The 14041-nt window shown below is 60.7% G+C and carries 18 protein-coding genes; 11 read left to right on the plus strand and 7 right to left on the minus strand.

Going from position 1 to position 14041, the window contains the following annotated elements; all coding sequences use genetic code 11:
• Positions 1–57: 57 nt before the first annotated feature.
• Positions 58–2013: a bifunctional 2',3'-cyclic-nucleotide 2'-phosphodiesterase/3'-nucleotidase gene (locus ACGKZZ_RS12095; protein ID WP_411223825.1), complete on the minus strand. Its 1956-nt coding sequence runs from the start codon at positions 2011–2013 to the stop codon at positions 58–60.
• A 141-nt stretch (positions 2014–2154) separates the two neighbouring features.
• Between ACGKZZ_RS12095 and ACGKZZ_RS12100 the strand changes: the two genes are divergently transcribed.
• Positions 2155–2502: a DUF488 domain-containing protein gene (locus tag ACGKZZ_RS12100; protein ID WP_411223826.1), complete on the plus strand. Its 348-nt coding sequence runs from the start codon at positions 2155–2157 to the stop codon at positions 2500–2502.
• 89 nt (positions 2503–2591) lie between these two features.
• On the opposite strand, the gene rplI is transcribed toward ACGKZZ_RS12100, so the two are convergent.
• The 3 genes from rplI to rpsF are packed head-to-tail and all read right to left on the minus strand — an operon-like array spanning position 2592 to position 3861.
• Positions 2592–3239 (minus strand): 50S ribosomal protein L9, encoded by a 648-nt coding sequence (gene rplI, locus ACGKZZ_RS12105; RefSeq protein WP_411223827.1) that lies wholly within the window; start codon positions 3237–3239, stop codon positions 2592–2594.
• Positions 3240–3251: 12 nt separating this feature from the next.
• Entirely contained in the window at positions 3252–3479 is a 228-nt protein-coding gene (gene rpsR, locus ACGKZZ_RS12110; protein WP_008328567.1) for a 30S ribosomal protein S18, read from the minus strand.
• A 25-nt stretch (positions 3480–3504) separates the two neighbouring features.
• A complete protein-coding gene (rpsF, locus tag ACGKZZ_RS12115) occupies positions 3505–3861 on the minus strand; it encodes a 30S ribosomal protein S6 (RefSeq protein WP_411223828.1) in 357 nt (118 codons plus the stop codon).
• Positions 3862–4129: 268 nt separating this feature from the next.
• Here rpsF and ACGKZZ_RS12120 point away from each other — a divergent pair, with 268 nt between their 5' ends.
• From ACGKZZ_RS12120 to ACGKZZ_RS12135, 4 genes are all read left to right on the plus strand, one after another.
• A complete protein-coding gene (locus ACGKZZ_RS12120) occupies positions 4130–4333 on the plus strand; it encodes a hypothetical protein (RefSeq protein ID WP_411223829.1) in 204 nt (67 codons plus the stop codon).
• 108 nt (positions 4334–4441) lie between these two features.
• Positions 4442–5371 (plus strand): ACP S-malonyltransferase, encoded by a 930-nt coding sequence (gene fabD, locus ACGKZZ_RS12125; RefSeq protein WP_411223830.1) that lies wholly within the window; start codon positions 4442–4444, stop codon positions 5369–5371.
• Positions 5372–5424: 53 nt separating this feature from the next.
• The gene (gene fabG, locus ACGKZZ_RS12130) at positions 5425–6162 is read left to right on the plus strand and encodes a 3-oxoacyl-[acyl-carrier-protein] reductase (protein ID WP_411223831.1); all 738 of its coding nucleotides are present in this window, start codon (positions 5425–5427) and stop codon (positions 6160–6162) included.
• Positions 6163–6426: 264 nt separating this feature from the next.
• Positions 6427–6660, plus strand: a complete 234-nt coding sequence (locus ACGKZZ_RS12135; protein ID WP_085641287.1) for an acyl carrier protein — start codon at positions 6427–6429, stop codon at positions 6658–6660.
• A gap of 220 nt (positions 6661–6880) precedes the next feature.
• On the opposite strand, the gene ACGKZZ_RS12140 is transcribed toward ACGKZZ_RS12135, so the two are convergent.
• Positions 6881–7249 (minus strand): antibiotic biosynthesis monooxygenase family protein, encoded by a 369-nt coding sequence (locus ACGKZZ_RS12140; protein ID WP_411223832.1) that lies wholly within the window; start codon positions 7247–7249, stop codon positions 6881–6883.
• Positions 7246–7575, minus strand: a complete 330-nt coding sequence (locus ACGKZZ_RS12145; RefSeq protein ID WP_411223833.1) for an NIPSNAP family protein — start codon at positions 7573–7575, stop codon at positions 7246–7248. The genes ACGKZZ_RS12140 and ACGKZZ_RS12145 overlap by 4 nt, the downstream gene beginning before the upstream one ends.
• Before the next feature lie 76 nt (positions 7576–7651).
• On the opposite strand from ACGKZZ_RS12145, the gene ACGKZZ_RS12150 reads away from it, so the two are divergent.
• Positions 7652–8335, plus strand: coding sequence for an ArsR/SmtB family transcription factor (locus ACGKZZ_RS12150; RefSeq protein WP_411223937.1), 684 nt, complete (start codon positions 7652–7654; stop codon positions 8333–8335).
• Between the two features lie 179 nt (positions 8336–8514).
• Here the strand turns inward: ACGKZZ_RS12150 and mazG are convergent, their stop codons facing one another.
• Entirely contained in the window at positions 8515–9321 is an 807-nt protein-coding gene (gene mazG / locus ACGKZZ_RS12155) for a nucleoside triphosphate pyrophosphohydrolase (protein WP_411223834.1), read from the minus strand.
• Between the two features lie 63 nt (positions 9322–9384).
• On the opposite strand from mazG, the gene ACGKZZ_RS12160 reads away from it, so the two are divergent.
• The 5 genes from ACGKZZ_RS12160 to prmC all read left to right on the plus strand — a co-directional run bounded on the left by ACGKZZ_RS12160 (position 9385) and on the right by prmC (position 13882).
• The gene (locus ACGKZZ_RS12160; RefSeq protein ID WP_411223835.1) at positions 9385–10545 is read left to right on the plus strand and encodes a M20 aminoacylase family protein; all 1161 of its coding nucleotides are present in this window, start codon (positions 9385–9387) and stop codon (positions 10543–10545) included.
• Between the two features lie 3 nt (positions 10546–10548).
• The gene (gene speB / locus ACGKZZ_RS12165) at positions 10549–11511 is read left to right on the plus strand and encodes an agmatinase (protein ID WP_411223836.1); all 963 of its coding nucleotides are present in this window, start codon (positions 10549–10551) and stop codon (positions 11509–11511) included.
• Between the two features lie 64 nt (positions 11512–11575).
• Positions 11576–11983 (plus strand): DUF1499 domain-containing protein, encoded by a 408-nt coding sequence (locus ACGKZZ_RS12170; RefSeq protein WP_411223837.1) that lies wholly within the window; start codon positions 11576–11578, stop codon positions 11981–11983.
• 37 nt (positions 11984–12020) lie between these two features.
• Entirely contained in the window at positions 12021–13067 is a 1047-nt protein-coding gene (gene prfA / locus ACGKZZ_RS12175) for a peptide chain release factor 1 (RefSeq protein ID WP_411223838.1), read from the plus strand.
• Complete coding sequence (prmC, locus tag ACGKZZ_RS12180; RefSeq protein ID WP_411223839.1) at positions 13064–13882, plus strand: peptide chain release factor N(5)-glutamine methyltransferase; 819 nt, start codon at positions 13064–13066, stop codon at positions 13880–13882. Before prfA ends, prmC begins: the two co-directional genes overlap by 4 nt.
• Positions 13883–14041: the final 159 nt, after the last annotated feature.

Genomic DNA, 14041 nt, shown 5'->3' on the forward strand with positions numbered 1-14041 from the left:
TGTCGCACCCCTTCAAATGTGCGCCGAAGCTGACTCCGGCGCACTGGTTTTCAGGTCTTACAACGTCAGTCGGAACTGTGCGAACCCGTCTTCGTTCGTGCCGACCTCTTCCAACTGCATGTCCTGCAAGCTGTCTGAGTACTTCGCCCCCGCCGGACCGGTTTCGAAGATCACGCTGGTGTCGTCCATCGGAGCAAAGCGCCAGTTGAAATCGGCCTTCGGGTTGATGGTGCCCTGTTCCACGATATAGCGCACGATCACGTCGCGGTTGGTGTCGGGTCCCTCGAAGATGATCGTGTCTCCGGTGCCGGGGAAACTGCCGCCGCCGCCGGCGCGGTAGTTGTTGGTGGCGATGATGAATTCCTGATCGGGTGCGATCGGCGCGCCGTCGTAGCGCAGATCCTTGATCCGGTCGGCGTCTGGGTTGATCACCTTGCCTTCGCGGTCGAACATCGACGGCTCGCTGAGGTCGATCTGGTAGGTCACGCCGTCAATCACGTCGAAATTGTAGCTCGGGAATTCCGGGTTGAGCAGCGGTGCATCCGTCGCTCCCGGTTCTACCTGGTTGAACATGCCCGCCGAGCGTTCAAGCCAGCCCTTGACCTGCTCGCCCGTCACCCGCACGGCGCGCACGGTGTTGGGGTAGAGGTAAAGATCGGAGACATTCTTGATCGCAACCGCGCCCTTCGGCACGTCGGTATAGTATTCCGGCCCACCACGACCGCCGGCCTTGAAGGGCGCGGCAGCGGACAGGATCGGCACGCCTTCATGTTCGGTGCCGCGCATCATCTGTTCGATATACCAGCGCTGCGCGTTCGAGACGACCTGCACTGACGGATCGTCGGCCACGAGCGCGAAATAGCTGTGCAGCGGAGCATCGGTGTTGCCCACGGCGCGGCGGACATAGGCCAGCGTTTCCTCGTGTTCTGCCATCGTGGCGTCGAGCACCGGTTGATAATCCTCAACCAGCGGCGTGACGGAGCGGTCTTCGCCGCGCTCGTAGATCGGGCGCGCCTCGGATTGGTGGCTGAGCACGCGCCAACCATTGCCATCGCGCTCCAGCATCAGATCGACCAATCCCATATGGCTGCCCCAAAAGCCGCCCATGACGCCGGGCTTGCCGTTGATCGTGCCGGCTGCCACATCAAGACCGGGAACCGCGTCATAAGTGGGCGAAGGAAAGACGAGATGCGAATGGCCGGTGAGGATCACGTCGATCCCATCGACACCCGCAAGCGGGACGGCCGCGTTCTCCATGCCATCCTCGGCCTGTGCAGGGCCGATGCCGGTATGGGCCAGCGCGATGACGATATCGGCGCCGTCCTCTCGCATTTGCGGCACCCAGGCGCGGGCGGTTTCGACGATATCGCGGGCTTGAACGTTGCCCTCGAGGTGGCGGCGGTCCCAGGTCATCACCTGTGGCGGAACAAAGCCGATGAGGCCGATCTTGATGTCATGCGCGGTGCCTGCGCCATCCGTCACGCTGCGCTCGATCATCACATAGGGCGGCACCAGCGGCGTGTCCTCGCGCGGCGACGCGCCGGTCTGTTTGACGACGTTGGCGCACACCACGGGGAACTCGGCACCCGCGATGGTCTTGGTCAGGAACTCCAGCCCGTAGTTGAACTCGTGGTTGCCCAGTGTCGACGCCTCAAACCCCAGCACGTTCATCGCTGTGATGATCGGGTGCATGTCGCCATCTTTCATCCCGCGCTCGTAGGCGATGCAATCGCCCATCGGATTGCCTTGCAGGAAATCACCATTGTCGAGCAGCAGCGAATTGGTCGCTTCGCCGCGAATGTTCTGAATGATCGAGGCGACGCGGCTTAGCCCGACCGTGTCGGAGGGGCGGTCGGCGTAATAGTCGTAGGGGTGGACATGGACGTGCAGATCAGTGGTTTCCATGATCCGCAAATGCGTCTGGTTCGCTGCCGCGCGGAGCGAGAACGGGTGCAGCGCGAGAAATCCTGCCGTGCTGGCAAGAAAGCTGCGTCGGTTGAGGTTGAATGCCATGTGCGTGTCCTCCCGGTTATTGGTTCATCGGTTCGATGTCAGGTCAGGTTAAAGCCTCGTTGTCGCGCAACCAAACGCAAAATGTCAGCGTTCAGGAAAGGCGAGGGATGCAAGACAGCACTCAGTGACAGGAGGCGAAAGATGACCAGCATTTGGCTCAAGCGCGCATATGAGGAGCCCGGTCGGTCGGACGGGCAGCGCATTCTAGTCGACAGGATCTGGCCGCGCGGGGTGTCCAAGGAGGATCTGGATCTCGACGACTGGATGAAAGACATCGCGCCGAGCGACGATCTGCGCGACTGGTTCGACCACGATCCCGACAAGTGGGACGAATTCCAGAAACGCTACGCCAAGGAGCTTGACGGCAAGGACGACGTTGTTGCCGAGTTGAAGGACCGGCTGAAGGAGGGGCGTGTCACACTGGTCTATGGCGCCAAGGACGAGGAGCATAACAATGCCGTGGCGCTGAAGGCGTATCTCGAAGGCTAGCTTCGTGGATGGCAACGAGGTGCAAACGCCCAACAAAAAAGGCCGCGCGGGATATCCGGCGCGGCCTTTTCGGTGTCTTGCAGAAAAGCTTAGCGGTCGAGCTTCTCGTCCAGCTCGGCTTTTTCCTGAACGGCAGGCTCGGCGGTCTTCTGTTCGACCTCGGTTTCCAGTTCGTCCAGTTGCGCCGCGCCGATATCGTCGAACAGCTCTTGAATCTCGAATTCCGCCTGTGCTTCTTCCTCTGCGGCCAGTTCCTGAATGGACTTGCCGGAGGCCTGAAGTTCGGCTTCCTCGGGAGAGCGGGCGACGTTCAGCTCGATGGTGACCATCACCTCGGGGTGCAGGTGCACCTCGATTTCGTGCAGACCAAGAACTTTGATCGGCTGGCGGATGATGACCTGCTTGCGGTCGATCGAGAACCCTTCCTCGGTCGCCACATCGGCGGCATCGCGCGTGGTGACGGAGCCATAGAGGTTGCCGCCGTCAGAGGCCTGACGAATCACGATGAACTGCTGACCGTCAAGACGGTCGCCCAGCTGTTCGGCTTCTTTCTTGGATTCCAGGTTGCGAGCTTCCAGCTGCGCTTTCTGGCCTTCGAAAGAGGCGATGTTTTCCTTGCTGGCGGTCAGGGCCTTGCCCTGAAGCAGCAGGTAGTTGCGGGCAAAGCCGGGCTTGACGTCGACGACATCGCCCATCTGGCCAAGCTTGGCCACGCGTTCCAGAAGAATGACTTGCATGTGCGTGTCTCCTTACTTCACTGCGTAGGGCAGCAGGGCGAGAAAGCGGGCGCGTTTGATTGCACGGGCCAGTTCACGCTGTTTCTTGGCAGACACCGCGGTGATCCGCGACGGAACGATCTTGCCACGCTCCGAGATGTAGCGCTGCAACAGCTTGGTATCTTTATAGTCGATTTTCGGTGCATTGTCGCCCGAGAAGGGGCAGACCTTGCGACGGCGGAAAAATGGTTTTGCGGCCATGGTTTAACGTCCTTTCTTCAGGCGATCAATTGCGGCGCTCGCGGCGGTCGCCACGATCATCGCGTTTTTGCATCTGGACCGACGGGCCTTCCTCGTGCTCATCAACCTTGATGGTGAGAATGCGCATCACGTCGTCATGCAAGCGCATCAGACGTTCCATTTCCTGAATGGCCGTCGCGGGTGCATCGGTGCGCAGATAGGCATAGTGGCCCTTGCGGTTCTTGTTGATCTTGTAGGCCATCGTCTTGACGCCCCAGTACTCTTGCTCAACCAGCTTGCCGCCGTTGTCCGCAAGGACTGTGCCGAAATGTTCGATGAGGCCTTCGGCCTGCGCGTTGGACAAATCCTGACGCGAGATGAAAACATGCTCGTATAGCGGCATGTGAACTCCGTTTCTGTTCTGGCGCATTTCAAAGGACAGGCAATGATCCCTTCGCACCTGCCCACGAGAGTCTGCGCGGATAAAATCGTCTTGCGAAAGGAAGCGCCGGTATACACGGAATATGGGTGGGTTCAAGCGGCCAAAGCACGCGCGTCGGGTTCTGCCCTTGTGTTGCCCGAAACGCGCCTTCGCATCGCGCATGTCCTGCCCAGTTTAGGGCATATTCGTCCAACAATGTGGTTCCAGCTTGTAAACAGGACACACTTCAATGGCGCATTTCAGCGATGATTACCCACCTGAAGCAAACCCTGTGGGGCAGCTTTTTCGGCGCATTATCGGCGTTGCCTGCCTGATCGCCGTACCGGGTACCTGGATCGCGGTGCACGGCGCTTTGCCCGAGGCGCGTATCATGGGGCTTGCGATGTCGGTCGTTCTGATGGGTTTCGCGGGCTTGTGCCTGTTGCGCCGGTAGCGGCCATCGTGATCATTCGCCGGTTCGTTGAGGCGAAACCCGGCATGAACGTTGCGCCGAAGCGGTCCGGGATGTAATGGCTTTCTCCAACTAAAACGGAGACTGAGCATGAGCCGAGCATTTCTTTTCCCCGGACAGGGCGCGCAGGCCGTCGGCATGGGACGTGATCTTGCCGACGCCTATCCAGCGGCACGTGCGGTTTTCGAAGAGGTTGATGAGGCACTGGGAGAGTCGCTTAGCAGCACCATCTGGGACGGCGACATTGAAACCCTGACGCTGACGCAAAATGCCCAGCCGGCGCTGATGGCGACGTCGATCGCCACCCTGCGAGCGCTTGGCGCGGAAGGGGTCGACGTGACTGCGGCAGCCTATGTTGCGGGTCACTCGCTCGGGGAATATTCGGCTTTGACGGCGGCCGGCGCACTCTCGGTCGCAGATGCGGCGCGCCTGTTGCGCAAGCGCGGAGCGGCAATGCAGGAGGCCGTTCCGGTGGGCGAGGGCGCTATGGCGGCCATTCTTGGCCTGACGCTCGATCAGGTGCGCGGCGTGGCAGCGCAAGCGCGCGGGGACGACGTCTGCGCGGCGGCGAATGACAACGATCCGGCGCAGGTTGTGGTGTCCGGCCACAAGGCCGCGGTCGAGCGCGCGATTGATCTGGCGAAAGAGGCGGGCGCCAAGCGCGCGCTGTTGCTGCCGGTCAGCGCGCCGTTTCATTGCGACCTGATGGCACCTGCGGCGCAGGTCATGCAGGACGCCCTTGGCGCGGTCGAGATCAGGGAGCCTGTGGTGCCGTTGGTTGCAAACGTTGTCGCCGAGGCCGTCACCTCGCCCGAGGCGATCCGCGCTCTGCTGGTAAAGCAGGTCACCGGTGCCGTGCGATGGCGCAAATCGGTGATGTGGATGGTCGATCACGGCGTGACCGAGTTCTGGGAAATCGGGGCAGGCAAGGCATTGACAGGCATGGTGCGCCGGATCGACAAAACCGCCACAACCCGCGCGATCGGCACCGTGGCCGACGTTCAATCCGCCACGACCTAAAAGGAAACAAGCGCCAGGCCGATGAGCAAAAGGCGCGTAAAAGGGAAGCACAGATGTTCGATCTGACAGGAAAAACGGCGCTGGTCACCGGCGCTTCGGGCGGTATTGGCGGTGCCATTGCACGCTGTTTGCATGAGGCGGGCGCGACCGTGGGCGTGTCGGGCACACGGCAGGGGCCGCTGGAGGAACTGGCCGCCGATCTCGGCGAACGGGCGCATGTCCTGCCATGCGACCTGAGCGACGGCGACGCGGTTTCGGCGTTGCCCACGCAAGCGGCAGAGGCCATGGGCAGCGTTGATATTCTGATCAACAACGCCGGGATCACGCGCGATGGCCTCATGCTGCGGATGTCGCAGGACGATTGGCAATCGGTGATCGACATCAATCTGACCTCGTCATTCCGCCTGTGCAAAGGCGTCTTGCGCGGCATGATGAAGGCGCGTTGGGGCCGGATCGTCAATGTGTCCTCGGTGGTCGGCGCGATCGGCAATCCCGGCCAGAGCAACTATGCTGCCGCGAAGGCTGGCATGGTCGCCATGTCGAAATCGCTGGCCTACGAAGTTGCCAGCCGCGGTATCACCGTCAACGCGGTTGCGCCCGGGTTCATCGAAACGGCCATGGTCGACAAGATGACCGAGGAGCAGCGAGCCGCCATTCCCGGGCAGATTCCCGTTGGCCGAATGGGCACCGCAAATGAGGTCGCCGCGGCGGTTCTTTATCTCAGCAGTCCCGAAGCCGCCTTTGTCACCGGAACGACGCTGCACGTAAACGGCGGCATGGCAATGGTTTGATTTATCATGCGAAATTCGGACGGCATCCGTGTTGAAGTTCCATCCCGCACGATCAACAAACAAAGATAATCTTTGCTTGCAAAGCGTTTGCCATCCGGTTCTCATGTGCTATAGCGGCGCAGGTTTCGGTCAGTCCGTTTCGGACAGAACTGGCCTTGTCGCGTTCGACCGGGACGCACATCACGACCCCTCGGGGCACTACATTTCCGCCCCGGTGAGGGTTAATCCGGCCAACAGCGCCGACGAAACTGTGAGGAAGAAAACATGAGCGACGTCGCAGATCGCGTTAAGAAAATTGTTGTCGAGCACCTTGGTGTTGAAGAGGACAAAGTTGTCGAGAACGCATCGTTCATCGACGATCTTGGCGCAGACAGCCTCGACACCGTCGAGCTGGTCATGGCATTCGAAGAAGAGTTCGGCATCGAAATTCCCGATGACGCTGCCGAGACCATCCAGACATTCGGCGATGCGGTGAAGTTCATCAAAGAAGCACAGTAAGCTTCGCATCCTTCGAGAATTTTAAAAACGCGCCCCGCCTCGGGGCGCGTTTTTCTTTTGCGCTGTTGGCTCAAGGTTCCATTCGGTTGAACAATAGCCGAACGTTCGGTTTGCGGATTTTGCAGACAGTCGCTTCGCTTGGATCAATGTCCCGTGTGGCAAACCGTTCAACAGATGGTCGGTTCTGGCAGGCGGTATGATGAAATCCAACGAGCTGTCACTACTTGGAATCATCATTGTCCTTACTCGTATGAACAGCTTTTGAATCTGCCGGTGCTTGCGTGCGGTCGAACATTCCGTAGTCACGAACCACGCTCGCAATCCGAAGACGGTAGTCGTCAAAGACGCCACCCCTTCCTTTGGCCTGCGCCCCTCGATGGGCGTTGAGCGTGCGCCACCGTGCGATTGCGGCCTCATCCTCAAAGAACGATAGCGACAGAACCTTGCGCGGGTCGGTCAGGCTTTGAAATCGCTCGACCGAGATGAAGCCCTCGATCTGGTCAAGCATCGGGCGCATTTCGGCTGCGATATCAAGATATTCATCCTTGCGGCCGTCCGCAGGCTCAACTTCAAAAATAACGGCAATCATCGGGGCGCAATCGGGCCGTGAGGCGTGGAAATAAGTTTCAGAAACGTGCGGTCCTCGCGCAGAAGAAACTTCTCTTTTTGGGCAAACTCATAATTTTCGCGCCCAAGCGGATCATCGGCTAGTCTGGCACGATAAGCTTCATAGTCGGCGAGACTTTTCACATTGTAGATGCCGTAGGCCAATGTGCTGGACCCTTCGTGGGGCGCGAAATATCCGATCAGGTCGGCACCGCAGCGGGGGATCGCCTGCCCCCAATTGCGCGCATATTCCCCAAACTGGACTTTCTTTGTCGGGTCGATTTGGTAGCGGATCACACAGGTCAGCATTGCAGGCTCCTTTTCAAAACTGTTGAGCCATTTCTATCCTGTTGCCGTGAGAAAATGCTTCGATTACGCTCGAACTATGAAAGAAGGTCCTGACATCGCTCACATCGCCGCGCTGATCGGTGATCCGGCTCGTGCGAACATGCTGACTGCTTTGATGAGCGGTAAGGCATTGACCGTGAGTGAGCTGGCCGAAGAGGCGGGCGTGACCATCCAGACTGCCAGTTCGCATCTGTCGAAACTTGACTACGGCGGCTTGCTGCGCCCCCGCAAACAAGGGCGGCACAAGTACTTTTCGCTGGCCAGTGATGATGTGGCCCATGTTCTGGAAGGTCTCATGGGTCTCGCCGCCGGATCAGGACATTTGCGCAAGCGCACTGGCCCCAAAGATACCGAGCTGCGCAAAGCGCGTGTCTGCTACAACCATCTCGCCGGAGATATGGGAACGCAACTGTTCGATAGTCTGATGGCGCAAAGGCACCTTGCTCTGTTTGGTGACGATCTGAGCCTGACCGTGAGCGGCGCAAATTTTGCGGCAGACTTCCAGATCGACCTCGATGGTTTGCGAAGCAACCGGACACCGCTTTGCCGCGAGTGTCTGGATTGGAGCGAACGCAGGTCACATTTGGCGGGAAGCCTTGGCCGTGCCTTCCTGAGGCGTTTCGAAGACCTGTCTTGGGCGAAGCGAGACCAGAAGTCCCGCGTAGTAACATTCAGCAAGGTTGGTGCGCAGGAATTTGAGAAGCTGTTTGCCGTAGCCTGATAGCGATCTGTTCTAAAAACCCTCGTTCTCGGAACGTCCGCGAAAATCGCCGTTTTCCAGTCTCACAAACTCCGTAGCCGCGATGCAGGAGCGCGGCAACAACGGCTCGGACCCGCCTTTCCCTGCGCCCGGATGAACTATTCCGTTCTTTGCGCCATCAAGGGTCCGATCTCGACCGATCAAGCCTGCTTCTCAGCCAGCTTTGCCGCATCCCAGAACGCATCCATCTCGGCCAGATCGCTTTCAGCCGGAGTCTTCCCCTTCGCCGCCAGTGCCGCCTCGATGCTCTCGAACCGACGGGTGAATTTTCCGTTCGCCGCGCGCAAGGCCGCTTCGGGGTCAAGACCCATGTGACGGCCCAGATTGACCATCACGAACAGCAGATCGCCGAATTCCTCGAACCGGTCCGCCTCTGTTTCGGCCTCGCGCACCTCTTGCGCCTCCTCGACGATCTTCTCCAGAACGTCGTCGCTTGAGGGCCAGTCGAAGCTGACGCGCGCGGCTCGGTTTTGCAGCTTGATCGCCCGCGTCAGGGCGGGCAGGCCCTGGGCCACCCCGTCCAGCACGCCGGTTTCCGCCTTGCCAGCGCGCTCGGCGGCTTTGATCTTTTCCCAGTCCTGAACCTGCTGTTCCGCCGATTTGTCGCGGCTTTCATCGCCGAACACATGCGGATGTCGCGCCACCATCTTGTCGGAGATTGCATTCGCGACGTCGTCGAAGGTGAACAACCCGGCTTCCTCGGCCATCTGCGTGTGATAGACCGATTGCAGCAGCAGATCGCCCAATTCGCCCTTCAATTCGCCCCATGCCTCACGCTCAATCGCGTCTGCCACCTCGTAGGCTTCCTCGATCGTGTAGGGGGCGATGGAGGCGAAATCCTGTTCGATGTCCCACGGGCATCCGGCGTCGGGATCACGCAAGCGGCGCATGATCTCCAGCAGCCGGGGCATCCCGCCTTGGGAGTCGTGGATCAGGTCATCGGACATTGCAGGCCTCTGTGCTTAGGGATTAGATGCAGGGATGCGGCATCAGGCCGAGGGAGTCCAGTCATGGCCATCATCAACCGGATCGGTAATTTTGCAGACGACATGACCGGCTGGCGGCGGCATTTGCACATGCATCCCGAGTTGAGCCTTGATTGCCATCAGACTGCGGCGTTCGTTGTTGAGAAACTGCGCAGCTTCGGGGTGGATGAGATTCACGAAGGGATTGCAGAGTCCGGCGTCGTTGCGCTGATCCGGGGTCAGGGCGACGGGCCGGTGACGGGCCTGCGCGCCGATATGGATGCGCTGCCGATCCTTGAGGAAACCGGTGTCGATTATGCGTCGACCGTTTCCGGCAAGATGCACGCCTGCGGCCATGACGGCCACACCACGATGCTCTTGGGCGCGGCGCGTTACCTTGCCGAGACTCTCAAGTTCAAAGGCACCGTGGCGCTGATCTTTCAGCCAGCCGAGGAAACCGTGGGCGGCGGGCGCATGATGGTCGAGGAAGGCATCATGGAGCGGTTCGGCATCGAGGAAGTGTATGCGCTGCACACCGATCCGTTCTCGGAAGAGGGCACGTTCAGCACGTGTTCGGGTCCGATGATGGCGGCGGTGGATGATTTTGAGATCACGATCAAGGGCAAGGGCGGTCATGCCGCCTTTCCGCATCAAACGCTCGATCCGGTGCCGTGCGGACTGGCCATCGGGCAGGCGCTGCAAACCATTGCCTCGCGCAACGCCGATCCGCGTTTGCCGCTGGTGGTGTCGCTGACCATCGTGCAGGGCGGCAGCGCAACGAACGTCATTCCCGAAACCATGCGCCTCGCGGGCACGGTGCGCAGCTTCGATGCCGATCTGCGCGACATGGTCGAAGCCCGCTTCCATGAGATCGTCGCCGGGCAAGCGGCCAGCTACGGCGTCGAGGCGACGCTCGATTACATGCGCAACTATCCCGCCACGGTGAACCACGCAGACCAGACGGCGTTCGCGGCCCAGGTGGCCGAAGGCATCGTCGGAGAGGCACGTGTGGACGCCAATCGCAGCCCGGAGATGGGGGCCGAGGACTTTTCCTACATGCTTGAGGCGCGGCCCGGCAGTTACCTGATGCTGGGGCAGGGGATCGGGCCGTCCTGTCACCATCCGGCCTTCAACTTCAACGACGAGGTGGCCCCCATCGGCGCGTCCTTCTTTGCGCGCCTCATCGAAACACGGCACGGGACATAGAATATGGGACTGGAAGACGCCAAGACACAGATTGACCACGCTTTCACGCGCGACGACCTCAAGGGTGGCAGTTTCGAAAACGCCTTTGCCGGCGCGACGTCGTTCCTGCGGCGAAAATACACCAAGGATTTGTCCGGCGTCGATGTGGCGATCACCGGCGTCCCGTTCGATCAGGCCGTCACCAACCGCACCGGCACGCGGTTCGGCCCGCGTGCCATCCGCGAGGCGTCGAGCCTGCAACCCTATGACATGCCCTATGGCTGGGGCTACAATGTGCTCGAAGAATTCGCGATTGCCGATTACGGCGATCTGGCCTTCGATTACGCGAAAACATATGAATTCCCCGAAACACTCAAAAACCACATCGCCGACATCCTCGCCACCGACACCGCCACCGTGACGCTAGGGGGCGATCACTCCATAACCCTGCCGATCCTCGAAGCCTATGCCGAGAAATACGGCCCCCTGTCGCTTTTGCAGTTCGACGCCCATTCCGACACATGGGCGGATGACGACATGGACCGCATCGATCACGGCACGTTCCTCTACAAGGCGGTCAAGCTGGGTCTGGTGGACCCGGCCCGCTCGGTTCAGGTGGGCATCCGCACCGACAATCCCGACACGCTGGGCTTCAACATCATCGACGCCCGCGAGATGCACCGGATCGGGCCAGAGGCGGTCGCCGGAAAAATCTGCGAAATCCTGAAGGATTACCCGACCTACCTCACCTTCGACATCGACTGCCTCGATCCGGCCTTCGCGCCCGGCACCGGAACGCCGGTTTGGGGCGGCCCGTCAAGTGCCGACATGGCCGCTATCCTGCGGAATATCGCCGGCATAGAGTTGATGGGTGGTGATGTGGTTGAGGTCAGCCCTCCATACGATACAACGGGCGCAACCGCGATTGCGGGGGCGCATGTGGCCACCGAAATTCTCAGCCTCTGGGGCTGGACCCGCCGCGGCTGAATGTCTTAGGCGTGACGATCGGGGCGGGTGCTCTGACTGAGGCGAGGAAAGAGGCGTCGTGAAGATGATTTTCTGGGCAATTATTCTGATTGTTGTCGCAGGTCTTGCTTGGATCAGGCTGGCACCTTCGGATCCTGCGGTCTGGCATGTCGATCCCAAGGTCACCTCCGATCAGGATCTTGCCGGGGGTGTGCGGCGCCGCATCCCCGCCACTGACACCACCTTTCAGGAGCTTGATCGCATCATCCTCGCCACGCCGCGCACCGAAGTGCTGGCCGGCAGCGTTGACGACGGCATGGTCACTTACGTCACCCGCTCGCAATGGATGGGATTTCCCGATTACACCACGGTGATGAAAGACGAAGACGTGCTCAAGCTTTATGCACGCCTGCGATTCGGCCAGTCCGACATGGGTGTGAACAGGGAACGCGTCGATGGCTGGCTTCAGATGTTGCGCGCGCAGCAGGGATAGGTCTTGACCACGCAGCGCCGATGACCGACAGAACCGCATGATCCCAGAAGACCGCCTCCGCCAAATCACCGCACGTTTCGAATACCTTGAAGCCCAGATGGCCGAAGGGTCCGGCGATATTGCGGCTTTGGGCAAGGAGTATTCCGACCTCAAGCCGGTCGTGGAACAGATCGCCGAATGGCACCGCGTTCGCGACGGGCTGGCCGAAGCAGAGGCAATGCTCTCCGATCCGGAAATGCGCGAATTGGCGCAAGAGGAACTGCCGGTGCTCAAGGCGCGCCTGCCGAAGGTGGAACGCGCGCTGCAACTGGCCCTTCTCCCCCGAGACAAGGCCGACGCGCGCCCCGCCATGCTTGAAATCCGCCCCGGCACCGGCGGTGAAGAGGCCGCGCTCTTCGCCGGAGACCTGCTGCGCATGTATCAACGCTACTCCGAGGCGCGCGGCTGGCAGTTCGAGATCATCGAAGAGCAGGCGACCGAGATCGGCGGCATCAAGGAAGTCGTGGCCCATATCAAGGGCGAAAACGTCTTTGCGCGGCTGAAGTTTGAATCCGGCGTCCACCGCGTCCAGCGGGTGCCGGAAACCGAATCGGGTGGGCGCATCCACACCTCCGCCGCCACCGTCGCCGTCTTGCCCGAGGCCGAGGACGTGGACATCCAGATCAACGCGAATGATCTGCGCATCGACACCATGCGCAGCTCCGGCGCGGGCGGTCAGCACGTCAACACCACCGATTCGGCCGTGCGCATCACCCACATCCCCAGCGGTATCGTCGTCACCAGCTCCGAGAAATCCCAACACCGCAACCGCGAGATCGCCATGCAGGTGCTGCGCACCCGGCTGTTCGATCTCGAGCGGCAAAAGGTCGATGACGAACGCTCCGCCAGCCGCAAAAGCCAGGTCGGCTCGGGCGATCGCTCCGAGCGTATCCGCACCTACAACTTTCCCCAGGGACGGCTGACCGACCATCGCATCGGCCTCACGCTCTACAAACTCGATGCAGTCATGGCAGGCGATCTGGACGAGATCATCGACGCGCTGACCGCGGACGCACAGGCGACGATGCTGGCCGAAATGGCATGAGCCACGATCCGGACGCGACGCTTCGCGACATGCGGCGCAAGCTGGAGTTGGCCGGATCACCCAGTCCGGCCCGCGACGCCAGCGCGCTGATGGATGTGGTGCAGGGCGACGCACCCCCCTGGACGCCGCTTGACGACACCCAGATCGCGCGACTGAACCAACTGGTGCAACGCCGGGTGCAGCGCGAACCGATCAGCCACATCACCGGCAAACGCGCGTTCTGGATGCACGAATTTGCCGTCACAGCGGATGTGCTCGATCCACGCCCCGACACCGAAACCCTGATCGAAACCGCTCTGACCGGGCCGTTTACATCAGTTCTCGACCTTGGCACCGGGTCCGGTTGCATCGTGCTGTCGCTGCTGCACGAACGACCGCAAGCGAGGGGACTCGGCACCGATCTGTCGGACGCCGCCCTCACGGTCGCGCGCAAGAACGCCGGCATCGTCGGAGTGACAGAGCGCGTCTCGTGGCAGCGCTCGGACTGGTTCTCGGATGTCACCGGCATCTTTGACCTGATCGTGTCGAACCCACCCTATATCGCGCTCGATGAAATGTCTTCGCTGGCGCCCGAGTTGTCGCACGAGCCGCAAATGGCGCTCACCGACGGGGCCGATGGCCTATCCGCCTATCGTACGATCGCGCGCGACGCGCCCCGTTTCCTCGCCCCGAATGGCCGCCTCCTGGTCGAGATCGGACCATCCCAGGCCGCCGCAGTGTCGGGGCTTTTTGAACGGAACGGCCTGCAAGAAATCGCCATCCATCGCGACCTTGATGGCCGGGATCGGGTCGTTTCCGGCATAAAATCGCCATGAACGCGTTGATTTTTGATGAGTTGACTCGTTTTTTGCCTATAATACCCTTGTGCCAACGTCCCGGACATGGTTACTCAGGGTATCGCGTCGGTTGAGGCTGGTCTGACCCCTCTCACGCGATGTAAGCCAAAATATGGATGCTATTGCAAACACCCAACG

The organism is Marivita sp. S2033, assembly GCF_046592965.1.
GTDB lineage: Bacteria > Pseudomonadota > Alphaproteobacteria > Rhodobacterales > Rhodobacteraceae > Marivita.